The 23,568-nt window shown below is 70.1% G+C and carries 21 protein-coding genes and 2 tRNA genes; 18 read left to right on the top strand and 5 right to left on the bottom strand.

What is annotated here, in order from left to right:
* The first annotated feature begins 116 nt into the window (after nt 1-116).
* The 3 genes from H4N64_RS04845 to H4N64_RS04835 all read left to right on the top strand — a co-directional run bounded on the left by H4N64_RS04845 (nt 117) and on the right by H4N64_RS04835 (nt 5,229).
* A complete protein-coding gene (locus H4N64_RS04845) occupies nt 117-1,616 on the top strand; it encodes a D-ribitol-5-phosphate cytidylyltransferase (protein WP_186280849.1) in 1,500 nt (499 codons plus the stop codon).
* 126 nt (nt 1,617-1,742) lie between these two features.
* Nucleotides 1,743-3,815, top strand: a complete 2,073-nt coding sequence (locus H4N64_RS04840; protein WP_336246635.1) for a hypothetical protein — start codon at nt 1,743-1,745, stop codon at nt 3,813-3,815.
* A gap of 196 nt (nt 3,816-4,011) precedes the next feature.
* Nucleotides 4,012-5,229, top strand: coding sequence for a glycosyltransferase (locus tag H4N64_RS04835; protein WP_186280848.1), 1,218 nt, complete (start codon nt 4,012-4,014; stop codon nt 5,227-5,229).
* Between the two features lie 23 nt (nt 5,230-5,252).
* Here H4N64_RS04835 and H4N64_RS04830 read toward each other — a convergent pair whose 3' ends face one another.
* Both H4N64_RS04830 and H4N64_RS04825 read right to left on the bottom strand, forming a co-directional pair.
* Nucleotides 5,253-7,292 carry a hypothetical protein gene (locus tag H4N64_RS04830; RefSeq protein ID WP_186280847.1) on the bottom strand — a complete coding sequence of 680 codons (2,040 nt, stop codon included), beginning with the start codon at nt 7,290-7,292 and terminating at the stop codon, nt 5,253-5,255.
* Between the two features lie 104 nt (nt 7,293-7,396).
* A complete protein-coding gene (locus tag H4N64_RS04825; RefSeq protein ID WP_186280846.1) occupies nt 7,397-8,818 on the bottom strand; it encodes a polysaccharide pyruvyl transferase family protein in 1,422 nt (473 codons plus the stop codon).
* A gap of 205 nt (nt 8,819-9,023) precedes the next feature.
* Here H4N64_RS04825 and proB point away from each other — a divergent pair, with 205 nt between their 5' ends.
* The 5 genes from proB (at nt 9,024) to H4N64_RS04800 (ending at nt 14,077) form a co-directional block, all read left to right on the top strand.
* Entirely contained in the window at nt 9,024-10,130 is a 1,107-nt protein-coding gene (gene proB / locus H4N64_RS04820; protein ID WP_186281039.1) for a glutamate 5-kinase, read from the top strand.
* Between the two features lie 176 nt (nt 10,131-10,306).
* Nucleotides 10,307-10,792 (top strand): hypothetical protein, encoded by a 486-nt coding sequence (locus H4N64_RS04815; RefSeq protein ID WP_336246649.1) that lies wholly within the window; start codon nt 10,307-10,309, stop codon nt 10,790-10,792.
* 108 nt (nt 10,793-10,900) lie between these two features.
* The gene (locus H4N64_RS04810) at nt 10,901-12,187 is read left to right on the top strand and encodes a glutamate-5-semialdehyde dehydrogenase (RefSeq protein ID WP_186280845.1); all 1,287 of its coding nucleotides are present in this window, start codon (nt 10,901-10,903) and stop codon (nt 12,185-12,187) included.
* 143 nt (nt 12,188-12,330) lie between these two features.
* Complete coding sequence (locus tag H4N64_RS04805) at nt 12,331-12,906, top strand: SCO2584 family spore wall biosynthesis protein (RefSeq protein ID WP_186280844.1); 576 nt, start codon at nt 12,331-12,333, stop codon at nt 12,904-12,906.
* Between the two features lie 100 nt (nt 12,907-13,006).
* The gene (locus tag H4N64_RS04800; RefSeq protein ID WP_186280843.1) at nt 13,007-14,077 is read left to right on the top strand and encodes an SCO2583 family membrane protein; all 1,071 of its coding nucleotides are present in this window, start codon (nt 13,007-13,009) and stop codon (nt 14,075-14,077) included.
* Nucleotides 14,078-14,123: 46 nt separating this feature from the next.
* On the opposite strand, the gene H4N64_RS04795 is transcribed toward H4N64_RS04800, so the two are convergent.
* On the bottom strand, nt 14,124-15,224 hold the full coding sequence (locus H4N64_RS04795; RefSeq protein ID WP_186280842.1) for a M48 family metallopeptidase: 1,101 nt from the start codon (nt 15,222-15,224) through the stop codon (nt 14,124-14,126).
* Between the two features lie 113 nt (nt 15,225-15,337).
* On the opposite strand from H4N64_RS04795, the gene H4N64_RS04790 reads away from it, so the two are divergent.
* The 7 genes from H4N64_RS04790 to H4N64_RS04760 all read left to right on the top strand — a co-directional run bounded on the left by H4N64_RS04790 (nt 15,338) and on the right by H4N64_RS04760 (nt 19,546).
* Nucleotides 15,338-15,499 (top strand): hypothetical protein, encoded by a 162-nt coding sequence (locus H4N64_RS04790; RefSeq protein WP_186280841.1) that lies wholly within the window; start codon nt 15,338-15,340, stop codon nt 15,497-15,499.
* A gap of 141 nt (nt 15,500-15,640) precedes the next feature.
* Nucleotides 15,641-15,805, top strand: coding sequence for a hypothetical protein (locus tag H4N64_RS04785; protein WP_186280840.1), 165 nt, complete (start codon nt 15,641-15,643; stop codon nt 15,803-15,805).
* Nucleotides 15,806-15,840: 35 nt separating this feature from the next.
* Complete coding sequence (gene nadD / locus H4N64_RS04780; protein WP_186280839.1) at nt 15,841-16,479, top strand: nicotinate-nucleotide adenylyltransferase; 639 nt, start codon at nt 15,841-15,843, stop codon at nt 16,477-16,479.
* 16 nt (nt 16,480-16,495) lie between these two features.
* Nucleotides 16,496-18,145, top strand: a complete 1,650-nt coding sequence (locus H4N64_RS04775; RefSeq protein WP_186280838.1) for a LytR C-terminal domain-containing protein — start codon at nt 16,496-16,498, stop codon at nt 18,143-18,145.
* A gap of 111 nt (nt 18,146-18,256) precedes the next feature.
* A complete protein-coding gene (rsfS, locus tag H4N64_RS04770) occupies nt 18,257-18,706 on the top strand; it encodes a ribosome silencing factor (protein WP_186280837.1) in 450 nt (149 codons plus the stop codon).
* Nucleotides 18,703-19,377, top strand: a complete 675-nt coding sequence (locus H4N64_RS04765; RefSeq protein ID WP_186280836.1) for a histidine phosphatase family protein — start codon at nt 18,703-18,705, stop codon at nt 19,375-19,377. The genes rsfS and H4N64_RS04765 overlap by 4 nt, the downstream gene beginning before the upstream one ends.
* 96 nt (nt 19,378-19,473) lie before the next feature.
* Nucleotides 19,474-19,546, top strand: a tRNA-Ala gene (locus tag H4N64_RS04760).
* A 36-nt stretch (nt 19,547-19,582) separates the two neighbouring features.
* On the opposite strand, the gene H4N64_RS04755 is transcribed toward H4N64_RS04760, so the two are convergent.
* Nucleotides 19,583-20,443: a helix-turn-helix transcriptional regulator gene (locus tag H4N64_RS04755; RefSeq protein ID WP_186281037.1), complete on the bottom strand. Its 861-nt coding sequence runs from the start codon at nt 20,441-20,443 to the stop codon at nt 19,583-19,585.
* A gap of 214 nt (nt 20,444-20,657) precedes the next feature.
* Here H4N64_RS04755 and H4N64_RS04750 point away from each other — a divergent pair, with 214 nt between their 5' ends.
* The 3 genes from H4N64_RS04750 to H4N64_RS04740 all read left to right on the top strand — a co-directional run bounded on the left by H4N64_RS04750 (nt 20,658) and on the right by H4N64_RS04740 (nt 22,733).
* Nucleotides 20,658-22,022: an MFS transporter gene (locus H4N64_RS04750; RefSeq protein WP_336246648.1), complete on the top strand. Its 1,365-nt coding sequence runs from the start codon at nt 20,658-20,660 to the stop codon at nt 22,020-22,022.
* Between the two features lie 246 nt (nt 22,023-22,268).
* Nucleotides 22,269-22,502 carry a hypothetical protein gene (locus H4N64_RS04745; RefSeq protein ID WP_003976229.1) on the top strand — a complete coding sequence of 78 codons (234 nt, stop codon included), beginning with the start codon at nt 22,269-22,271 and terminating at the stop codon, nt 22,500-22,502.
* Between the two features lie 158 nt (nt 22,503-22,660).
* Nucleotides 22,661-22,733, top strand: a tRNA-Ala gene (locus H4N64_RS04740).
* Between the two features lie 110 nt (nt 22,734-22,843).
* Here H4N64_RS04740 and H4N64_RS04735 read toward each other — a convergent pair.
* The coding region (locus tag H4N64_RS04735; RefSeq protein ID WP_186280834.1) for an NADH-ubiquinone oxidoreductase-F iron-sulfur binding region domain-containing protein at nt 22,844-23,568 on the bottom strand (725 nt) is incomplete at its 5' end.

Genomic DNA, 23,568 nt, shown 5'->3' with positions numbered 1-23,568 from the left:
TGCAAGGTGAATGACAGGTTGCGCGCACATATGCGGTGGAGGACGCTCACCTTGCACTGCGGTAACCGGAAGTGGGACCATTTCCAAGTTCCCAGTCGCCACAAGGTAGGTCACCTGTGTCCCAGCACATAGCCAAGCCCCGTACCACCGCAGTGATCCTGGCCGGTGGTACCGGTCAGCGTGTGGGTCTCTCGATCCCCAAGCAGCTGCTGAAGATCGCCGGCAAGGCAGTCATCGAGCACACCCTGACCACCTTCGAGAAGGCCGACTCGATCGACGACGTCATCGTGCTGATGGCCCCGGGCTACGTCCCCGACATCGAGAAGATCGTGGCCAAGGCCGGGTTCAAGAAGGTCACCAAGATCATCGAGGGTGGCGCCACCCGCAACGAGACCACCGAGCGGGCCATCGCCGCCCTCGGTGAGGGCCTCGCCGAGGGCGAGGACCGCAACGTCCTCTTCCACGACGCCGTGCGCCCCCTGCTGTCACAGCGTGTGATCGACGACTGCGTCACCGCCCTGGAGCGCTACCAGGCCGTCGACGTCGCCATCCCGTCCGCGGACACCATCATCGTCACCCGCACCCACGGCGAGGACGGCGAGTTCATCACCGAGATCCCGGACCGCTCCCGGCTGCGCCGCGGCCAGACGCCGCAGGCCTTCAAGCTGTCCACGATCAAGCGGGCCTACGAGGTCGCGGCCGGCGACCCGAACTTCCAGGCCACCGACGACTGCACCGTCGTCCTCAGGTACCTGCCGGACGTGCCGATCCACGTCGTCGCGGGCGACGAGTACAACATGAAGGTCACCCAGCCGGTCGACGTCTTCATCGCCGACAAGCTGTTCCAGCTGGCCTCCACCGCCGCGCCCGAGCAGGTCTCCGAGGAGGCCTACCGCGAGCTGCTGACCGGCAAGACCATCGTCGTCTTCGGCGGCTCCTACGGCATCGGCAAGGACATCGCCGAGCTCGCCGAGTCCTACGGCGCCAAGGTCTACGCCCTCGGCCGCTCCACCACCGGCACCCATGTGGAGAACCCGGAGGAGGTCGACGACGCGCTGTCCAAGGCGTACGCCGAGACCGGGCGCATCGACTACGTCGTGAACACCGCCGGTGTGCTGCGCATCGGCAAGCTCGCCGAGACCGACAACGCCACCATCGAGGAGGCGCTGAAGGTCAACTACCTCGCGCCGGTGCAGATCGCCCGCTCCTCGTACAAGTACCTCGCGGAGACCGGTGGCCAGCTGCTGCTGTACACCTCCAGCAGCTACACCCGCGGCCGCGCCGAGTACAGCCTGTACTCCTCCACCAAGGCCGCCATGGTCAACCTCACCCAGGCGCTGTCCGACGAGTGGGCCGGTGACGGCATCCGGGTGAACTGCATCAACCCCGAGCGCACCGCCACCCCGATGCGCACCAAGGCCTTCGGCCAGGAGCCGGCCGGCAGCCTGCTCTCCTCCGAAGCGGTCGCCCGCACCTCGCTCGACGTGCTGCTTTCCGAGCTGACGGGTCATGTCATCGACGTCCGCCAGCAGGACCCGACGGCCGCCGCGGGCCAGGCCTCCGGCTTCGAAGCGGCGCTGGCCAGTGTGTTGGACCGTCAGGACGGCGTGGCATAATCAACTGACAATAGCCTTACGGAATTCAGGCCTCTGCGTTTCTTCATTCACGAAGAATTCACAGGGGCCTGAGTCCTTCGGCCATCGTTCCTCAGACCGGCAACCCCTCCCAGAGCAGGTTTATCCGTGATCTCCACCGCTATACGCGTCGCCCGGGTGGGCAGCGCGGCCGAGCTGGCCGCGGCGGTCCTCATGATGCTGGGCTTCCCCTGCCTCATGGTGGCCGCGCTCGTCCCGAGCGTTCCCGCCTTCGCGGCAGGTGCCGCCGTGACGTACCTGGCGGACCACTATCTGCACCGCAAGGGCAGCTATCTGGTCAACCGCCTGAGCAAGGTGCGCGCCGGCCTTTCGATCCGCTTCCTGATCAGACAGCTGCTGCTGGTCCTGCTGCTGGCCAGGCTCGATCTCTCGGACAACCTGGTCTTCTACGCCGCGGTCGCGGGCTTCATCGCCTTCTACGGCCTCCAGGCCCCGCACGGCGCTCTGGTCACCCTGATCCGCAACCGCCGCCGGATGCCGGTCGCCACCCGCAACATCGACCTGGCCTCGCGCATCCGCATCCCGGACGCCCCGCCGCGGGGGCTGCTGAACCGCTCGGCCGAGAAGATGCTGCACCTCGACCTCGCCGCCGTCGTCGGCGTGCTGGTCTCCGCGTTCCTGGACGAGCCCCTGGCCGGCTTCATCGGCATCGGCGTCACCCTGCTCCTCGGCTGCCTCTACGTCCTCGCGCTCATCCCGTACGTCCGCGGCAGCAAGATCCCGCCGAACGCGGACACCGTGCTGGCCGCCATGGACGACTGGCTGGCCGAGTACCGGCCCGAGACGGTGCTGTACTTCTCCGGCTCCAAGGACTCCGCCTACCAGGTCAACATGTGGCTGGAGACGATGGAGCAGCTCGACTCCCGGCCGCTGATCATCCTGCGCGAGCGGGTCATCCTGGCGAACCTGGCGCCGACCACGGTCCCCGTCATCTGCGTGCCCGGAGGGGTGCACCTGATGAACCTGGACCTGACCACCGTCCGCGTCGCGCTGTACGCGGCGAACGTCGGCAAGAACATCCACCTGCTGCGCGTGCCCACCATGAAGCACGTCTTCATCGGCCACGGCGACAGCGACAAGCTGGCCAGCGTCAACCCGTTCAGCAAGGTCTACGACGAGGTGTGGACCGCCGGCCGCGCGGGCCGCGACCGGTACGCCATAGCGGACGTCGGTGTCCGTGACGACGACATCGTCGAGGTCGGCCGCCCGCAGCTGGCGCCCATCCAGACCTGGCAGGGTGTGTCCGAGGGCGCCCGCGGCGGAGCCGCTGACGGACGCTGCCCGACCGTGCTGTACGCCCCCACCTGGGAGGGCTGGGACGGCAACCCCGGCAACACCTCGATCGTGCTGGCCGGCGAGAACATCGTGAAGAAGCTGGTCAAGGCCGACCCGCCGGTCCGCGTCCTGTACAAGCCGCACCCGTTCACCGGCACCGTCAGCGCCGAGGCCAAGGCCGCCCACCAGCGGATCACCGCCCTGGTGGAGAAGGCCGCCGCCGAGCGCGCCGCCGACGCCCGCTTCACCGTCGACACCGCCGCCCAGAGCGCAGCCAAGGCCGAGCTGACCCGGATCGAGGCCCGCATCGCCGAGCTGTCCGGCAACGGCAAGGACCGCGGCGACGAGGCCGAGGCCACCCGGGACGGCCTGGTGGACGTGGCCCGGCACGAGGAGATCGCCCGGCTGCGCACCGAGTGGAACGACGCCTACTGGCGTTCCTTCGGCAGCCACGAGCACCGTGTGATCACGGGCGCCGAGCCGCGCCTTTACGACTGCTTCAACGTCTCCGACGCGATGGTCTCCGACATCTCCAGCGTGGTCTCCGACTTCATCGCGAGCGGCAAGCCGTACGCGGTGACGGACTCCGGCGAGCTGGGCGAGGAGGAGTTCAAGCGGCAGAACACCGCGGTGCGCGCCGCAGTGATCCTGTCCAACAGCGCGGCCGAGCTGGGCGGGCTGCTGGACGCGGTCCGCGACCCGTCGGCCGACCCGCTGGCCGAGGAGCGCAGTGAGCTGAAGCGGTACCTGCTCGGCCCGGACGAGCCGACCTCCATCGAGCAGTTCAACACCGCCGTCGCGAACCTCTCCCTGAAGGCGGAGACCCGCAACCTCGGCCAGGAGGCGCGGATCGCGGCGACGGAAGAGGCGGAACTGGCGGGCTGACCGCCGGTCCGGCAAGACCCCCTTTCGGCCCCCGAGGAGTTCAACTCCTCGGGGGCCGAACGCTTTTGACACCTCATACGTAATGTGACGTGAGTCACTAAATGATCGCTGTGGAGCAACCGCTTCCCGATGCGAACCGTCTAGTAGGTAGCGAAAAGGGGATACGGGAGAAAATCTTCCGTTTATTGGGGGGAACGTGACCGTGACGCAGCCTGATGTGAGCGTCATCATCGGGGCGTACGAGGCCATGCCGTATCTGGTCGAATGCCTGGCGTCCCTGGAGGCGCAGACCATCGACCCGGCCCGCGTCGAGGTCATCGCGGTGGACGACGGCTCGGCCGACGGCACGGGCGAGTACCTGGAGGAGTTCGCGGACCGCGCCGCCCCCATGCCGGTGACGGTGATCCGGCAGGAGAACTCCGGCGGCCCGAGCGGCCCGCGCAACGTGGGCCTCGGCAAGGCCGCAGGACGCTATGTCTTCTTCCTCGACGCCGACGACCGGCTCGGCCCCGAGGCCCTGGAGCGGATGGTCGCCATGGCCGACCGCAACGGCACGGACGTCGTCCTCGGCCGGGTCGAGGGCATCAACCGCAAGCCACCGCAGTCGATGTGGGGCCGGACACTGGAGCGCACCGACGTCTACTCCTCCAACATCAAGTTCACGCTGAGCGCGCAGAAGCTGTTCCGCCGCGAGATGCTCACCCGGCACGACATGCGCTTCGACGAGTCCCTGTGGACCGGCGAGGACGCGCTGTTCACGATGGAGGCCTATCTGCGGGCCGACGGCGTCTCGGTGCTCGCCGACTACACCTGCTACTACCTGGTGGGCCGCGAGGACGGCAAGCATGTGACGAAGAGCGGGAGTTACACCCTGCGCTTCGACTCCGCGCGCGCCCTGATGAACCTCATCGCCGACATGGTTCCGCCGGGTCCCAAGCGCGATGTGCTCATGGTCCGGCCCTTCGTCGTCACGCTGCTGCCGCAGTTCGGCCCGAAGTTCCTCAAGGACAGCGAGGAGATCCGGCGACGCAAGTTCGAACTGGCCGCCCCGCTGATGGCCACGCACTGGAACGAGGGCGTCGCCCACCGCCTCAAGGTCGAGGAGCGGCTGCGGATGCATCTGGTGGCCGGACAGCAGCCCGAACGGCTGCTGGAGGTCCTGAAGTTCACCAAGGCCAAGAAGCAGCCGGCGGCCCTCCTGGAGAAGAAGGGCCGCCGGCTGTACCTCGCCTATCCGTACTTCCGCGACACCGAGGCCGGTATCCCCGACGCGGTCTATCTCGCCGAGCCCCGAGAGGCCCGCGCCTTCCCCGGCTACCGCGAGGGCGGCGTCGACTTCTTCCTGCGGCGCGCACTGCGCAAGCTCCGCCGAGCGCTACCGTCGGGGAGCCGGACGGCGACCACCGGTCACTGAGGCGCCGGTCACTGAACCGCCGGTCACTGAGGCGCGGGCACATCCTCCCGGCGCGGCACCGGAATCTCCGTCGCCAGCCGCTCGGCCATCCGCTCCCGGTGCTGCTGAGCGGCCGAACACAGCGCCTGTACGGCCATGTTGAAGCGCTCCTGCGAGGTCGGCTCGGCCGGGCCCAGCAGATACCGCTTCAACTCCGCCCGCGCCTCGGCAAGTTCGTCCTTCCCGGGGTCCCGGACCGCCGCCAGCAGCTCCGCCACCCCGGACGCGTCCGGCGTCAGCACGGTCGCCGCCCGCACGGTCGGGAAGGCCTTGCGGAACCCGTCCTCCGACAGCCCGCTGGTGTTGGCCACCGCGTACGGCTTCTCGCTGGCCAGGAAGTCGCTGATCACGCTGGACACATCGCTGATCAGCAGGTCCGCCCGGTTGAAGCAGGAGTACAGCGCGGGCCGGGCATCCGTGACGACCTGGTGCTCCCACTCGGGCAGCGCCGCCCAATAGGCCTCGTCCCAGGCCTGAGCGGCCCGCGCCACGGCCTCCGCGTGCCCCTCCTCCGGCGCCGACTGGACCCCCATCCGCTCCAGCTGGTCGGCACCTGACCGGGCGACGGAGGTGGTGAGCCGGTCCAACTCGGCCGTAATCCTGGCCAGTTCCCCGTCGTCGGCGGGCCGCACCCCCGAGCGCTCCCGGTTCGCCGCCCGCACCAGCTCCCGGATCCGCAGATCGGCCGCCCCGGCCCGCGGATCCACCGACCCGGTCAGCGGATGCGGCTTGTACAGCAGCCGCACCCCCGGATCCGCCAGCAGCGCCCGCACGAGGTTCTCGCCGGCCTCGATCACCGAGGTGTTCCCGGGGTTGCCGTCCCAGCCCTCCCAGGTCGGCGCGTACAGAACGGTGGTGTACATCCCGGTCGGCGGGCCCGCGTACGGCCGTACGGCGTCCAGTTGGGGGCGGCCGATCTCCACGACGTCCTTGTCCTCGACGCCGACCTCCGCCAGCGCGTACCGCTCGCGGGCCGCGGGTCCGGCCACCCACACCTCGTCGTAGGCCTTCGCGTACGGGTTGCAGGAGGACAGCTTGTCGCTCTCCCCGTGGTTGACGAAGGTGTGCTTGATGGTGGGGATGCGCAGCACCTGGGAGGTCTTGCCGGAGTTCGAGGGGTGGATGAGGACCTGGAGCGTGGACTGCTCCAGGCGCATCAGCGTGGACACCTTCGGCAGGCAGATGATCGGGACGTCGGTCGCCGCGAGCTTGTGGACCATGAACCGCTCGCGCAGCACGATCAGCGGCCGTCCCTCCAGCTCGGCGATCGGTTCCAGCCACATGTTCGCCTGGTACGCCGAGGATGTGCCGCCGGAGAAGTACAGGCCGACGGTCGGGCGGTACTCCGCCAGCCACCGGTCGAGCCAGTCCAGCGCCTGCTGCTCGCTCGCCGGGCGACGGCTCGGCAGCAGCCGCAGAAGAAGGTCGCACAGGCCCAGCACGGCGAGGCCGAGGGAGAGTGCGATGCCGAGGGCCGCCCAGCGGCGGTCGGCCGTGGCGACGGTGGCGAGCAGACCGGCGGTCGCGGGCAGGCCGTAGGCCAGCAGCCGGTGGCCCGGGCGGCGCAGCAGGACCGGTGGGGCGGGGGACAGGCGCAGCGCGGAGGCGTCGATGTTCCGGGTCACCACGGGCAGCGTGCGGGTGCGGCGGACCAGGACCGAGACGGCCTGGATCATGCAGTGCAGGGCGTAGAAGGCGAGCAGACCGGCGACCAGCGGGGCGTACGCCGACTCCCGGTCCTGGCCGCCGAGCAGCAGCAGGCCCACCACCAGCAGCAGGTCCCGCACCACATGGCGCACGGTGATGTCCATGTGCGACTTGGCGAACACCGACAGCATGCCGCGCTGCCAGCGGTACAGGACGCCCTCCACGGCCAGGGAGAGCGCGGTCGCGGTGATCAGCAGCGGGACGTGCGGGCGCAGGGCGGCCACGGCCTGGGCGCAGAACGCGCCCGCCAGAACGGCCGCCACCAGCGCCCGCAGCGGGATCCGGAGGCGGGGCGGGCGGGGGAAGGGTACGGGCACTGCGGTCACTCCAAGGTCGGCGCAGACGTGCGTCTGGGTTAACGCGCGCCTGCCTCCGGACGACACGCGGGTGTCCGGAGGCTCCTTGGAGTGACGCCCAGGCTCTAACGCTCTGTCTGGAGCGCCTTGCGGAGCGGGCCGCCCACCGCGCGGCGTGCCCGCCGGTAGACGGAGGTCGACTGGGCCGGCACGGTCGTCGTCCCCGTCGGGGTCGCCTTCTGCTCCGCGACCTGCTTCTTCAGCTTGGCGTTGTCCGCGGACAGCTGGCCGATCCGGGTCTGGAGCCAGCCGAAGCGGGCGGCCAGCGCGGCCGGGTCGTTGTCGATCCAGGGGCGGATGCCGGCCGGGAAGGACAGCGAGCGCATGCGCTCCTCGAACGCCTTTCCGCCGTCGCCGTGCGTGAAGGTGTTCTGCAGGCCGTTGCGGTCCAGGAAGCCGGTGAACCGCTCGAAGCGCTCCTGGTGGCCGTTGACCAGGGGGCCGAAGTCGGCCTCCTCGTACAGCCGGGCCGGGTCGACCTCCTCGTCCCCCCGCAGCTGGTCGATCCGGTGGTGCGGGATGTCGAAGTAGCGGCACAGCTCAAGGGTCCGCGAGTCGCCGCACAGCACGGTCGCGGGCGTGCCCGCCAGCAGCGCCGCGATGTTGCCGTGGATGCGGGAGCCGAAGGAGTAGTCGAACTCGCGCAGGTCGTCGATCCAGGTGATCGGGTCGATGTAGACGCGGGCCTTGTCCTCCCGGTACATCGGGTGGTCCGGGTGCGTCGGCATCGCCGTGATCTTGCCGTTCGGGCCGGAGACCTCGCGCCAGTGCAGCTGCTTGGCGTCGCTGAGGTTCTGGCCGATGTAGCGCAGGTTCGGGTAGCGCTCGTGCGTGCGGGCGATGATCCGGCCCACGCCCTGCGTCTGCACCGCGCTGTGCGAGCCGTTGATCGCGACGCGGGACCCGGCGGTGAGCGCGGGGACCTTCTTGCGGACGGTCAGTTCCTTGCCGTACATGAACATCGACGGGCAGCCGATGACCTCGACGTCCCGGAAACCCATGTCCTTGAGGTACTGCTCGGTGAACTCGCCGCGCACGCCGATCGAGGCGCTGCGGTCGAGCACCGCGGAGACGAACGCGCGTACCGCCTGCTCCATGGGCTTCAGGCGCGCCGGGTCGTAGGTGAGGCCGGTCTGGGCGCCCACGCCCACCACGACCACCGGGATGTTCAGCCGCTTGATGAGCTGCGTCATCCGCTTCAGCGACGGCTCGAAGGACGGCCGGAAGGCGTTGGCGAGGGGCACGACGAAGGCCTCGTACCGCTCGTTGATCCTGCCCGCGGCATTCACATCCGTCTTGATGCCGTTCGAGACGACCTCGGTGCCGGGCGTCTGAAGGATCTTGTGGGTGGCGTCGCTGAAGATCAGGTTGCCGGAGTTGGTGGCGATGACGTCGCGGTGGAGAGCTTCTTCCACGGAGACGACGTCGTAGGGGCTCTTCCCCGATCTGAGGAGGATGCGCCGCGAAGGAGGAACAGTCGATGACACAAACGTCAGATTAAGTTTGACTGGTCTTTGATTTCTATAAGCAACCAGTACAACCTTTTTGCCGTGCGCAAGGCGTGAGCGAACGGCTACCGGCCGCCTGTCCGGGGTTCGGACCGATGCGCGGCGGTGGGCGCCCTTCGCGTAGATTGCGTGACAGTCGACGTGCGAGGGGACGGAACAGCAGGTGACAGGCGTAAGGCAGGCCGTGAGCGAGGCCCGCAGGATCGTCGTCAAGGTGGGTTCCTCGTCCTTGACCACCGCTTCCGGGGGGCTCGACGCGGACCGTGTCGACGCCCTTGTGGACGTCCTCGCCAAGGTTCGCAGCGGCGGAGAACGTGAGATTGTTCTCGTTTCCTCCGGCGCCATCGCGGCCGGTCTCGCCCCGCTCGGACTGCGCCGCCGGCCCAGGGACCTCGCCCGCCAGCAGGCCGCCGCCAGCGTCGGCCAGGGCCTGCTCGTCGCCCGCTACACCGCCTCCCTCGCCCGCTACGGCGTCCGCGTCGGCCAGGTGCTGCTCACCTCCGACGACATGAGCCGCCGCGCCCACCACCGAAACGCCTCCCGCACCCTCGACAAGCTCCTGGCGATGGGCGCCCTCCCGGTCGTCAACGAGAACGACACCGTCGCCACCGACGAGATCCGCTTCGGCGACAACGACCGGCTCGCCGCCCTCGTCGCCCACCTGGTCCGGGCCGACCTGCTGGTGCTGCTGTCGGACGTGGACGGCGTGTACGACGGCGACCCCAGCAAGCCGGGCACCTCGCGGATAGCGGAGGTACGGGGCCCCGAGGATCTCGCGCACGTGGAGATCGGCAGCGCGGGCAAGGCGGGCGTCGGCACCGGTGGCATGGTCACCAAGGTCGAGGCCGCCCGGATCGCGGCCGCCGCCGGCATCCCCGTGGTCCTCACCAGCGCCGTCCACGCGGCCGAGGCGCTGTCCGGCGGTGACACCGGCACCTACTTCCACGCCACCGGCAAGCGGTCCGCCGACCGGCTGCTCTGGCTCCAGCACGCCTCCACCCCGCAGGGCTCGCTGACCCTGGACGACGGCGCGGTACGGGCGGTCGTCGAGCGCCGCAAGTCGCTGCTGCCCGCCGGGATCGCGGCCGTGGAGGGCGAGTTCAGCGCGGGCGACCCCGTCGAGCTGCGCGACAGCGCCGGGCGGGCGGTCGCGCGCGGGCTCGTCTGCTTCGACGCCAAGGAGATTCCCCAGCTCATCGGGCGCTCCACCCGCGAGCTGGCCCGCGAGCTCGGCCCGGCCTACGAACGCGAGGTCGTCCACCGGGACGATCTGGTGATCCTGGAGCCCTGACCCGGCCTCTGTGTCCGAAAACGGGGTGAACGCCCCGGCGATGGTGTCGCCCTGAGGTGGAGGACGTTCCGCAAAATCGCCACACAACCGCTTGCGGGCTGCTCAACTTTGTCTCAGGAACACATTCCGAACGAGCACTGCTCGACCGTGGGACGAAGGAGGCCGGCGTGAGACGAGTGCGCCCTGGGGCGGCGGCCGGCGGTGGAATCGGCGGTTCCTCCTCCCGAGCGGCCGGGTCGTCATCCCGAGCGGCTGGGGAGGAGCGCGCCCTGACCAGCGTTGCGACCGGCGAGCTCGCCGGGGGCGGGGAGCCGGAGGACCTGCCCCGGCTGTGGCACGTCACCCTCAGCGTCTCCGGCGAGGAGGCCCCGCTGAAGGAGGTGCGGCGCGCCCTCGAACAGCTTGCCCACGACCACCCCTTCCTGCTGACCAGCCGCTACGCCAACGACCACGCCGAGATCCGGTACTGGGAGGAGGCCCGCGATCTGCATGACGCGGCCGCCGTCGCGCTGCGTCTGTGGGGCGAGCACCGGCAGAGCGCGGGCCTGCCGCCCTGGGAGATCGTCGGCCTGGAGGTCATCGACCGCGAGACCTACCACCAGCGCATCGCCGAGGGGTACGGACCGCCCCCGGCCACCCCGGTGGGTGTGCATCCCTATTGAGGTCTTGGGGTCGCTCTGGAGGACCCCTTTTGCGTGACCTTCGGACGGCTTGTCTCGCGGTGTGGGACGTCCGGTGAACCGGTCCGTCCGGCGCACTACCCTTCCCTCATGACCACGCTCTCGCCGTACGACTCGATGACCCCGGTCACCCAGGCCGCCTATCGCGCCAAGGCCGCCGCCGCCGACCTCGCGCCGCTGCCGCGGTCCGTCAAGGACGACGCGCTGCTCGCCATCGCGGACGCGCTGGAGGTCCGTACGAGCGAGATCGTCGAGGCCAACGCCAAGGACATCGCCGCCGCCCGCGAGGCCGGCACCAGTGAGTCGATCATCGACCGGCTGACGCTCACCCCGGAGCGGGTGCGCGCCATCGCCTCCGATGTGCGGGACGTCGTCGCGCTGCCCGACCCGGTCGGCGAGGTCGTCCGCGGCTCGACCCTGCCCAACGGCATCGACCTGCGCCAGGTCCGCGTCCCGCTCGGCGTCGTCGGCATCATCTACGAGGCCCGCCCGAACGTGACGGTGGACGCCGCCGCCCTGTGCCTGAAGTCCGGCAACGCCGTCCTGCTGCGCGGCTCCGGATCCGCCTACGAGTCGAACACCGCCCTGGTCCGGGTGATCCGGGACGCCGTCGGCGGCGCCGGGCTGCCCGCCGACGCCGTCCAGCTCGTGCCCGGACAGAGCCGGGAGAGCGTGCGCGAGCTCATGCGTGCCCGCGGCCTGGTCGACGTCCTCATCCCGCGCGGCGGCGCCTCGCTGATCCGGACGGTCGTGAACGAGTCCACGGTCCCGGTCATCGAGACCGGCACCGGCAACTGCCATGTCTACGTCGACGCCAACGCCGACCTCGACACGGCCGTCGAGATCCTGATCAACTCCAAGGCCCACCGGGTCAGCGTCTGCAACGCCGCCGAGACCCTCCTGGTCCACCAGGACATCGCCCCCGAGTTCCTGCCCCGGGCCCTGGACGCCCTCGCGGAGGCCGGGGTCACCGTGCACGCCGACGAGCGGGTGATGGCGTACGCCAAGGACTCCCGGGCGACCGTAGTGGAGGCCACCCCGGAGGACTGGGAGACCGAGTACCTCTCCTACGACATCGCCGCCGCCGTCGTCGACTCCCTCGACAAGGCCGTCGAGCACATCCGGCTGTGGACCTCCGGCCACACCGAGGCGATCGTGACGACCTCGCAGCAGGCCGCCCGCCGCTTCACCCAGCTGGTCGACTCCACCACGGTCGCCGTCAACGCCTCGACCCGCTTCACGGACGGCGGCCAGTTCGGCTTCGGCGCGGAGATCGGCATCTCCACCCAGAAGCTGCACGCCCGCGGCCCGATGGGCCTGCCCGAGTTGACCAGCACGAAGTACATCGTCACCGGCGACGGGCACGTACGCCGCTGACCCGCCCGGGGGCGCATATGTGGGCGGCACGCGCCCCGGCCACGCCCGTGCGCCGCTCGAAAGCCGCATGAACGACGTCTCACCGGTCGGATGAATTTCCATACCGTCTGCCCAAATTGACCCCCCAGGTCTACTCTGGAGCCGTGCCGGAGGACGTGGGGGGCACGCCGTTCCCTGACGGCTGGGAGCCCGACGACGACCACGACCGCGGGGTGTCGGACGAAGAGTTCGCCTCCGTGGTCTTCGACGAGGCCTTCGTACGGGCGGCCACGCTGCACGAGCCGACCGCCGTCGAGCGCCTCCTGGCCGCCGCCCAGGCCAGAGCGGAGGCCTCAGAGGCGGAGGCCCGCCGGGCCCACGGCCGGGGCGAGCGGTACGAGGACGGATACGGCCCCGACGATCACAGCGCTTTCGGGCATGATCCGGACTTCGACGACCTGGACGACACCGACGTCCTCGACGGCCGCTACGGCGCCCCGGGCACCTACGGCAAGCAGGTCCGCTGGCACCGTCCCGTCGCCTGGATGCTCGCCCTCCTGATGGGCATCGGCATGGTCGCGCTGGCCTTCACGGCGGTGTACCGGGGCGCGTCCTCGGGCAACCGGGACAGGGTCCCGCCGCCGGCCTCCACGGGAGTGGAACAGGGCGAACCGGCGGTACCCTCCGCTTCCGCCGACCATTCCCAGCCGGCCATCTCGGCCGTCCCGCGAACGCCCTGAACAGGCCCCGGCCAAAACCCGCCGTTTCTGGTGAGAACCTGTCAGAACTTGTCGTACAGCTGGGCGTTTACCTGAGCTCCGGGAGACCTACTCTGAAGATATGGGAGGGCCTGGAGACCCACCTGAGGGGACACCCGAGGGCGGACCCGGAGGTGGCGAGGACGAGTACCGATCCGTCGTTTTCGACGAGTCGTTCGTCCGCGCTGCCCGGCTCCAGGAGTTCTCCGCGCAGGAGCGCATCGACGATCACGCGCCCGCCGTACGCCGCCGTCCGCCCCTGCGCCGGGGCCTGTCCCGGCAGGCGCTGATCCTGGTCCTGCTGGTCGCCGTCGCCTTCGGCACGGCGATCTACATGGGTGTACGGCATCCCTACCAGACCCCGGCGAGCCCGCAGCCCGTGGAGCCGCTGCGGATGACCGTGATCCCGCTCGCCCCGCAGGGCAAGGTGCCGGGCTCCACCGACACCGAGACGCTGTACGCGCGCAGCCCCGCCGCCCAGTACCGGATCGGCGCCGAGGGCGTGCCGCTGCCCGCCTCCCGGCGCACCGCGCACTTCTCGGACGGCCAGGTCGTGAACGCGCTGACCATCGCCAAGGACTACATCGTCCGCTCGGCCCTCTACCCCGAGGTGGTCGTCGGCGAGCAGATCCGGCCGGTGCGGGTGCTGCTCGACCCGGACCAACTCGACCAGTTCGACCAGAGTTTCGACCATCCGACCGCGGACGGCAGGCATGCCCCGACCGGATGGCTGGTTCGCTTCGATCCGAACGCCGTCGAGCTGGCCGACCGCAAGATCCGGGTCCAGGGCACGCTCGCGGCCGCCGAGGCCGACTCGTCCACCCTTGAGGTCACCGCGGACCACACCTTCGTGTACGCGCTGCGACCGGCCGACTCCGGCGCGAAGGCGGAGGCGTCCCTGTTCACCGTCCGGCGCGAGCTGCACTTCCGCTTCGACCGCGACGACCTGCGCATGGGCCAGGCCCAGCTGATCGTCTCCTATGTCCAGGCGGGCCCGCTGTCCTGCGCCGACGACTCGGCCAACCGCCTGCGCCCGCTGCTGGCCGGCCAGACCGCCAAGGCGGGCGGCCCGGCCGGCACGGATCCCTACGCGACGGGCAACGCGACGGCGCTGTGCGGCTCGCTCGCGGCGAGCGCCCAGCCGAAGGTGTGAGCGCCGCGCGGATGGGGTGAGCCGCGTGCAGGGGGTGAGCCGCCGGCTACTCCCCGTCCCGCGGCGGCGGAGGCGTGTCCGTGGGCGGCTGGTCCTTCGGCGCGGAGCTCGCGAAGCCCCCGAAGCCCCGCCGCACCCTGCCGCCGAGGTCGCCCGCCCCGCCCGCGATGTCCGTGACCAGCTTCATCAGCGGGTCCTTGGAGGTCTTGACGTGCGTGGCGTAGTGCGACGCGGACTCCCGGAACGAGTCCGTGACCGAGGTGTCCTTGTCCTCGCTGCGCCGCGGGTAGTGGCCGTCCATGATCCGCTGGTAGTCCCGGGACTCGGACCACTTCTTCAGCTCGGCCGCCCGGATGGTGGTGAAGGGGTGGGAGCGCGGCAGCACGTTCAGGATCTTGAGCACGGAGTCGCGCAGGTCGCCACCGGCCTCGTACTCCTCGGCCTGCTTCAGGAACGCGTCCACGTTCATCTCGTGCAGATGGTTGCCGCCGGCCAGCTTCATCAGGCCGCGCATCGAGGCCGTCAGGTCCTGGCCGACCAGGAGGCCCGCCCGGTCCGCGGACAGCTCCGACTTGCGGAACCACTCGCGCAGCGCGGTCACGATCGCCATGATCGCGAGGTTGCCCAGCGGGATCCAGGCGACCCTGAGCGCGAGGTTGGTCAGGAACAGCAGGATGGTCCGGTACACGGAGTGCCCGGACAGCGCGTGCCCCACCTCGTGCCCGATGACCGCCCGCATCTCCTCCTCGTCGAGCAGCTCGACGAGCCCGGTCGTCACCACGATGATCGGCTCGTCCAGGCCGATGCACATGGCGTTCGGCTGCGGGTCCTGGTTGACGTACATCGGCGGGACCTTCTCCAGGTCCAGGATGTAACAGGCGTCCCGCAGCATGTCGTTGAGGTGCGCGAACTGCTGGTCCGATACCCGTACCGAGTCGGAGAGGAACAGCAGCCTCAGGCTCCGCTCGGGCAGCAGCCCGCTCAGCGCCTTGAAGACGGTGTCGAACCCGCTGAGCTTGCGCAGCGCCACCAGGGCACTGCGGTCGGCCGGATGCTCGTACGCACGCGAGGAGATCCCGGGGAAGCGCCTGCGCTGCCTGCTCGGCACGTTCTCGTGCCCGTCGTGCTGGTGGCCGTCGTCGGACATGTGATCCCCCATGTGCGTCTGTGTGGCCGTGCGGCCCCTGCGGGCCCCCGAAGCAGGCTCCAGCCTAGGCGGAGTTACCGTGGACGGGCAGCACAGCGAAGGAGTCCCACGCCATGGAGCACCACCCCACAGTCGCCTGGCTGACCGAGGCCGCCGGCGCGGCCGAGCAGCAAGGGGCGGGGATTCTGCTCCGGATCGTCCTGATCGTGATGGTCCTGGGCTGTGTCCTGACCGCATGGTTCCTGTTGCGGGGGTACAAGCGGAAGGACGACTGAGGCGCCGGATAAGTTGCCTCGGCGCGGGCGCGCCCGGCCGAGCGGTGCCCCAACGGCGGAGTCGGCGTGATCGGCGCGGAGCCGCCCGCTTACGATGAGCCGACATCTTTATCCCGCCCACACCCGAAGGTTCTGCCGAAGATGAGCTTCCACAGCACCGCTGCCCAGTTGGCCACCCTCGCCTCCGAGGGCGGAGAGCACGGCGGCAACCACGAGAGCCTCAACGCGCTGGTCACCGGTGGCGGCGCCTTCGTCATCCTGATGCTGCTGCTGTGGATCACCACCCGCTTCAACCGCGACCGCTGATCGGCTCAGAGGTCGGGCCGGTAGGGTCTGCACGCATGGGAGAGCAGGACATGCCTACCGGCCCGGGCAACGGCCCGTCGAACCCCGGCAAGCGCCGGCTCGGTGTCATGGGCGGAACGTTCGACCCGATCCACCACGGGCATCTCGTGGCGGCCAGTGAGGTCGCCGCGCAGTTCCACCTGGACGAGGTGGTGTTCGTCCCGACCGGGCAGCCGTGGCAGAAGACCCACCGCAAGGTCTCCCCGGCCGAGGACCGCTACCTGATGACGGTCATCGCGACCGCCGAGAACCCGCAGTTCTCGGTGAGCCGTATCGACATCGACCGCGGCGGCCCGACCTACACCACGGACACGCTGCGCGACCTCAAGGCGCTCAACCCCGACACCGACCTCTTCTTCATCACCGGCGCCGACGCCCTCGGCCAGATCCTGACCTGGCGGGACGCGGAAGAGCTGTTCTCCCTCGCGCACTTCATCGGGGTCACCCGGCCCGGCCACCATCTGTCCGACCCGGGTCTCCCGGCGGGCGGTGTCTCGCTCGTCGAGGTCCCCGCCCTCGCCATCTCCTCCACGGACTGCCGTGCGAGGGTCGCCAAGGGCGAACCGGTCTGGTATCTGGTGCCGGACGGAGTCGTGCGCTACATCGACAAGCGCGAGCTGTACCGCGGCGAGTGAGCCGAGAGGGGCACCGGTGAACGACCGATACGACGCGGGGGGCGCTGAGTACGGGGGCGACCAGCAGTACCGGCTCGTCGGCTACGACGAGTACGGGCGGCCGGTCTACCAACAGGTCCAGCAGCCACAACAGCCCCCTCAGCAGCCGTACGACCCTTACGCTCAGCAGGGGTACGGCTACGACCCGTACGCGACCGGTCAGCAGCAGCCGGTGCAGCAGTACGACTCCTACGACCCCTATGGCACCGGCGGCACGGCTCCCTCGTACGACCCCTACGGCGGCGCTGCGGCGAGCGGGCAGCAGCCGCGGGTCGCCGAGCAGACCGCCTACATCCCGCAGCAGGCCGGTCCCGCGGAGGACACCGACGAGTCCGCGCGGGATCAACGGGACTACCGCACCGAGCAGTTCGCCTTCGTCGAGGACCCCGACGGTGACTCCGAGGACGTCATCGACTGGCTGAAGTTCACCGAGAACCGCACCGAACGCCGTGAGGAGGCCCGGCGCCGGGCCCGCAGCCGGATCGTGGCGCTGGTCGTCGTGCTGGCGCTGTGCGCGGTCGGCGGCGTCGGCTACCTCTGGTACGCCGGGAAGCTGCCCGGGCTCTCGTCCTCCGACGACAAGACCGACACCGCGACGGCCGTCGGCGCCCAGAACCGTGATGTGGTCGTCGTGCATCTGCACAACACCAAGAGCGGCGACACCGCGACGGCCCTGCTCGTCGACAACACCACCACCAAGCAGGGCACCACCGTCCTGCTGCCCAACTCCCTCGCCCTGACCGGCGACGACGGCACCACCAGCACGCTCGCCAAGTCGGTCGAGGACGACGGCTCCTCCGGCACCCGTGAGGCGCTCGACACGGTGCTCGGCACCGAGATCCAGGGCACCTGGCGGCTGGACACCCCCTATCTGCAGAACCTCGTCGACCTCGTCGGCAACATCGACGTCGACACCAACACCGACGTGCCCGACCCGTCCGCCAAGTCCAAGGGCGCAGCCCCGCTGGTGAACAAGGGCGAGGACCAGACCCTCAGCGGCAAGATGGCCGTCGCCTACGCCACCTACCGCGGCTCCGGCGAGGCCCAGAACGCCCAGCTGGAGCGGTTCGGGCAGGTCATGCAGGGTGTGCTGCGCAAGCTGTCCTCCGACGCGCAGGCCGCGACGGTCACCGTGCAGACGCTCCAGCAGATCCTCGACCCGTCCATGACGGACAAGGACCTCGGCACCTTCCTCGCCAAGCTCGCCGACCTCGCCAAGGGCGGCGACTACAAGACGGCGCTGCTGCCGGTCCAGGGCGACGGGACGCTGAGCGCCGAGACCAGCGCGAGCGTGGTCAAGGACGTCCTCGGCGGCACCGCGAAGAGCCCCGACAAGGACGCGGCCGTCCGCGTCTCCGTCCAGAACGCCACCGGTGTGAAGGACAACACGGAGAAGGCCCGCGTGGTCCTGCTCAACGGCGGCTTCACCTTCCTGGAGGGCGGCACGGCCTCCGCCGCCCAAAGCGCCTCGAAGGTCGTCTACACCGACGCCGCCGACAAGGAGAACGCCACCGAGGTCGCCAAGACCCTGGGCCTGCCCACCAGCGCGGTGTCGAAGGGCAAGGTCACCTCGAACGCGAACGTCTCGGTGATCCTGGGCCAGGACTACGAGCCCTCGTCGTCCTAGGCCGCCCGGGGCGGCCCTGGTGGGCCCCTGGCGGGCGAAACAATCACGTGGGGCGCCGTCGGCGGTCGTGAGACCCTTGAGTCCTATCGACCGCCGACGGAAAGCCTTGTAGTGACCGCCACTGACCGTTCCATCGAGCTCATCAACACCGCCGCTCAGGCGGCCGCCGACAAGCTCGCGCACGACATCATCGCCTACGACGTCAGCGACGTGCTGTCGATCACCGACGCCTTCCTGCTGGCCTCCGCGCCCAACGACCGCCAGGTCAAGTCGATCGTCGACGAGATCGAGGAGCGGCTCCAGAAGGAGCTCGGCGCCAAGCCGGTCCGCCGTGAGGGCGACCGCGAGGCCCGCTGGGTGCTGCTCGACTACGTCGACATCGTCGTCCACGTCCAGCACAGCGAGGAGCGGGTCTTCTACGCCCTGGAGCGGCTGTGGAAGGACTGCCCCGAGCTGGAGCTGCCCGAGGACGCCAAGGCCACCCGCGGCAAGGCCGCGGAGCACGCCAGGCTGCAGGCCGACGAGGAGGAGGCCGCGAACCTCGGAGGTGACTGGCGATGAGCGCGACCGCTGAGATGACGGACTCGAAGCCGGGCGGCCGGGGTCGTCGGGTCATCCTGTGGCGGCACGGCCAGACCTCCTGGAACGTGGAGCGCCGCTTCCAGGGCACCACGGACGTCGCCCTCACCGAGGCCGGCGCCGACCAGGCCCGCCGGGCCGCCCGGCTGCTCGCCTCCCTGAAGCCCGACGCGATCGTCGCCTCGGACCTTCAGCGGGCCGCGAACACGGCCGCCGAGCTCGCCGCGCTCACCGGCCTCGACGTGAGCCACGACGAGGGCCTGCGCGAGACCTACGCGGGCGCCTGGCAGGGACTGACGCACGAGGAGATCATCGCGGCGTACGGCGAGGAGTACGCCGCGTGGAAGCGCGGTGAGCCGGTCCGCCGCGGTGGTGGCGAGCTGGAGACCGAGGTCGCCGACCGGGCCGCCCCGGTGGTGCTCCGGCACGCCGAGAAGCTGCCCGACGACGGCACGCTCGTGGTGGTCAGCCACGGCGGCACGATCCGCACCACCATCGGCAGGCTCCTCGGCCTGGAGGCGCACCACTGGGAGAGCCTCGGCGGCCTCTCCAACTGCTGCTGGTCCGTCCTCGGCGAGGGCGCCCGCGGCTGGCGGCTGCTGGAGCACAACGCCGGCACCCTGCCGGAGCCGGTGCTCGGCGACGACGACTGACCCCGGCTCGGAGGCGGCCGGGACCCGGATTTCACTTTCCGGCAGGTCGCAGGCTAAGGTTCTTCTTGTTCGCCCGGCCGAGCAGGGAGAACGCAAGGGGCTATAGCTCAGTTGGTAGAGCGCCTGCATGGCATGCAGGAGGTCAGGAGTTCAATTCTCCTTAGCTCCACAGATCGACACTCTTGAGTTGTCAAAGATCAGTGGATCAGAATCCCGTCCCCTCCAAGGGGCGGGATTTTTTGTGCAGCCAGGTGGCCTTTCGCTCGGTCTCCTCGTCGTCCGGCGTGTAGACGACGATCCGGCACTCCGGCATTCCGTCGATCGACAGCGACACCGACGTCATCCGCAGCTCGCCCACCTCCGCGTGCCGGAAGATCTTCACTCGCCGTCCGGGCCGTGCCACGTCGCCGCTCTCCCACAGCCGGGCGAACAGCGGGCTGGCCGCGGACAGCCTGCGTATGAAGTCCTCCCAGACGGGCTCCCCGGCATGGAGCCCGTAGGAGGCGCGCATGGTCGCCACCATGACCGGCAGTTCGTCGTCCCGGAAGACCAGCGGGCAGTCCTCCTCCGGCTCCGTGAACAGCGTCCACAGCACGTTGGTCACGCCCTCGATTCGTACGCGTCCCGAGAAGGCGAACACGTCGCGGTAGGAGCCGTTGGTGGCGAGGATGTCGTAGCGCGCGTTGTAGACCACGGCCGGACGCGGTTCGAGCGCGTCGAGGATGCCCTGCATCTGCGGGCCCACGCTGAGCACCGGGGTTCTGGAGACGGCGGCGAACGGCACCTCGGCCAGGTGGTACAGATGCTCCCGCTCCGGCGGGTCGAGCCGGAGTGTGCGGGCCACCGCGTCCAGGACCTGCGCGGAGGCGTTGATCGGCCGCCCCTGTTCGAGCCAGGTGTACCAGGTCACGCCCACGCCCGAGAGCTGGGCGACCTCTTCGCGGCGCAGCCCCGGTGTGCGGCGCCGTAAGCCCGGCGGCATGCCCACGTCCTGCGGTGTCACCCGGGCCCGCCTGCTGCGCAGGAAGGCGGCCAGCTCGGGCCTTCGGCGCTGTGTCGTCCCCATCGTCACGTCCCCCATCGTCGACGTCCGACTTGTCCCCTGCCAGGTGCTGTCAGTACCAGCATCAGCGGGCACTCGGCACCCGTACCGGAGCGTCGTCATGCTCGACGGCATGACGACAACAGCCAGTACGGGACCGGGTTCCGCACCCGTTCCAAGTCCTGCGATCAGTGAAGCACCCACCACTGACAACCGGCACCGCCCGCTGCTCGCGGTGGTGCTCGGCGCCCAGTTCATGGCGCTGCTCGACGTGTTCATCGTGAACGTCGCGGCCCCCACCATCGGCACCGAACTCCACGCCTCCGGCGCCGACTTGCAGCTGGTCATCGCCGGATACGCCATCACCTACTCGGTGTTGCTGATCACCGGCGCCCGCCTCGGCGAACGGCTCGGCCACCGCCGGGTCCATCTCGCCGGCCTCGTCCTGTTCACCGCGGCCTCGCTGGCCTGCGGTCTGGCGCAGGGCGTCACCGAGCTCATCGTCTTCCGGCTGGCGCAGGGCGCCGGTTCGGCGCTGATGATCCCGCAGGTGCTCAGCCTCATCCAGCGCACGTTCACCGGCGAGTCCCGTGCCCGGGCGCTCGGTGCGTACACGGCCGTGCTCGCCACCGGCGCCGCGGCCGGTCAGGTGCTCGGCGGCGTCCTGGTCAGCGCCGACCTGTTCGGCACCGGCTGGCGGCCGGTCTTCCTGGTCAACGTGCCGGTCGGCGCCGTACTGCTGGCCGTGGGCCGGCGCGTCCTGCCGCCGGACCCTACGCCGGGGCGGAGGCAGCGGCGCGGGCTCGACCTGCCGGGTCTGGTGCTGCTCGGCGCGGCCGTGTCGCTGTTCACGGTGCCGCTGGTGCTCGGGCAGGAGCAGGACTGGCCGCTGTGGTCCTGGCTCTCGCTGACGGCTTCCGCTGTGGTGTTCGCGCTGTTCTGCGGATACGAGTCCCGGCTGGCCCGGCGCGGTGGCACCCCGCTGATCGCGCCCCGGGTGCTGCGCCACCCCGGCATGGGTCTGGCCGTCCTCAGGATCCTGGCGGTGATGGCCGTCAACGGCGGCTTCCTGTTCGCGCTCACCCTGCACGTCCAGGGCGGCCTCGGCTTCAGCGCGCTGCGGGCGGGTCTCACCTTCGCGCCGACCGCCGTCGTCTTCGGCCTGGTCGGCCTGACCTGGCGCAGGTGGCCCGCGTCCTGGCAGCGCGTACTGGCCCCGGCCGGGTTCTGGCTCTCCGCGCTGTCCGTGGCGGGCGTGGGCCTGGTGCTCGACGGCGGGGGTGACGGGGGAGTGCTGGTGTACGTCGCGTACGCCGGGGTGGGCGCCGGGCTCGCGCTCGGCTTCAGCCCGACGCTCACGGGGGCGCTCGCCACCGTCCGGCCCGAGGACGCGGCGGACGCCAGCGGGCTGCTCGCCACGGTCACCCAGCTCGGGCAGCTGACCGGGGTCGCGGTCTTCGGCACACTGTTCCTGAACCGGGTTGAGTCACTAGGGGCCTTCGAGGCGTATACCTCTGCGGAGGCGCTCTTGGCGTGCATGTTCGCGCTGGCCGGAACCGCCGCGGCGGCTGCCGTGTCCGGACTGGTACTGAGGCGTCGCTGACCGTATTGGTCCGGCCGTGGCAGAATCAAACGGCCGGAAGGGGGCGCGGCCCGACGGGAGGGAGCAGTGATGCCTGCGAGCATCCTCGGAGAGGGCGGTCGCCTCTTCGACGCAAGCTGGACACGGGACACGGTCACCCGCCTCAGCTGCCCTTCCTGCGGCTCCGTCCATGTCGCTCAGGTTCTCGGCGACAACGGCGGAATTTCCTACGTGTGCACGGCCTGCGGCCACAGCTGGAGCTGATCGATGGGTGCACACAGGCGAAAGTGTGACTGGTGCGGGAGCGGAACGCCGATCGTCCGCGACATGGAGCCGGTCAATCCGGACTACCAGTACTGGTGCGAGGAATGCGCGCGGGCGCTGATCATAAAAGGCGACCCGATCGAGACGTACCGCGAACTCGAAGGAGAGCCGATCTACGGCCGCCTTCTCGAAGAGCACTGCACGCTCAAGCGTTTCTATTCCTTCGTCACGGCCTGACGCCGGCCGAGGCCGGCACCCACCACAGGGTGTACGAGCCGAACACGAAGGCGACATCGGCGTCCGTATCGGCCCGGAACGGAAACGATTTGGTGGTGCACCGGGTCGACCGTGTAATGTTGGCGTCGCCGCCAGGGAAACCCGGCGGACCAGAGCACGGGGCTATAGCTCAGTTGGTAGAGCGCCTGCATGGCATGCAGGAGGTCAGGAGTTCAATTCTCCTTAGCTCCACGGTGAGATCCCGCCGGGTCGTGAAGATCCGGCGGGATCTTTTCGTTGTGCCTCGACGGGTACGGCCGTAGGGGCCGCCCGGTGATGCGGGCGGCCCTGTGGGCGGGTGTTCAGCGGCCCAGGGCGCGGCGGCCGCGGCCCTGGGAGAGCACCGGCAGGTTGTTGCGGGACGGTGCCCGCTCTGCCTGGTCCTCGATGCGCAGGGCGAGCGCCGGGCAGCGGCGGACCGCGCGCAGCGCCTTCGCCTCCGCGTAGCGCGGCACTTGGGCCTGGGCGACGGTGGGGAAGCCGTCGGCGCCGAGTTCGAAGACCTCCGGGAGGATGTCCGCGCACAGGCCGTGGCCGCGGCACAGCGTCCAGTCGACGAAGATCTTCTGGCGGCTGGGGCCGTTCTCCTCGGACTCGCCGCCGCCCGGGAGGCCCGTCGGGGTCCTGCCCCCCTCGAAGAGCGGCAGAACGCCCTCCACGGGCCGTCCGCAGCCGTTTCCGAGGACATGGGCGGCCAGGTCGTCAGTGAACGCCTTGATGGTCGACTCCAGGAACATCGCCGAGCCGTCCGGGTGCGAACACGCGCCGCGCCGCTTCACGTTCTTCGCGACCTGCTTGAGCGCCTCCAGAGCGGCGGGGCCGCCGCCGTTGAGGATGTCCTCCATGCCACGCGCCGCGGCCGGCAGACCGAGGTAGCAGGGGCCGCACTGGCCCGCGCTCTCCTCGGCCAGCCACTGCGCCACCCGTAGCGACTCGCCCAGTGGGCAGGTCTCCTGAGTGATCGGCAGGACCGCGCCGGCGCCGAGCGCACCGCCCACCGCGTCCAGCGAATTGCGCGAGACGATCC

Source organism: Streptomyces cupreus, assembly GCF_014257025.1.
Taxonomy (GTDB): Bacteria; Actinomycetota; Actinomycetes; order Streptomycetales; family Streptomycetaceae; genus Streptomyces; species Streptomyces cupreus.
Note: the sequence above shows the minus strand (reverse complement) of the source record. Positions and strands in the feature narration are given on the sequence as shown.

Coding starts and splice junctions, on each gene's coding strand:
- H4N64_RS04810 (WP_186280845.1), top strand. CDS start 10,901: ATGACCACGCTCTCGCCGTACGACTCGATGACCCCGGTCACCCAGGCC.
- H4N64_RS04800 (WP_186280843.1), top strand. CDS start 13,007: ATGGGAGGGCCTGGAGACCCACCTGAGGGGACACCCGAGGGCGGACCC.
- H4N64_RS04795 (WP_186280842.1), bottom strand. CDS start 15,224: ATGTCCGACGACGGCCACCAGCACGACGGGCACGAGAACGTGCCGAGC.
- H4N64_RS04790 (WP_186280841.1), top strand. CDS start 15,338: ATGGAGCACCACCCCACAGTCGCCTGGCTGACCGAGGCCGCCGGCGCG.
- H4N64_RS04785 (WP_186280840.1), top strand. CDS start 15,641: ATGAGCTTCCACAGCACCGCTGCCCAGTTGGCCACCCTCGCCTCCGAG.
- nadD (WP_186280839.1), top strand. CDS start 15,841: ATGGGAGAGCAGGACATGCCTACCGGCCCGGGCAACGGCCCGTCGAAC.
- H4N64_RS04765 (WP_186280836.1), top strand. CDS start 18,703: ATGAGCGCGACCGCTGAGATGACGGACTCGAAGCCGGGCGGCCGGGGT.
- H4N64_RS04755 (WP_186281037.1), bottom strand. CDS start 20,443: ATGGGGACGACACAGCGCCGAAGGCCCGAGCTGGCCGCCTTCCTGCGC.
- H4N64_RS04745 (WP_003976229.1), top strand. CDS start 22,269: ATGGGTGCACACAGGCGAAAGTGTGACTGGTGCGGGAGCGGAACGCCG.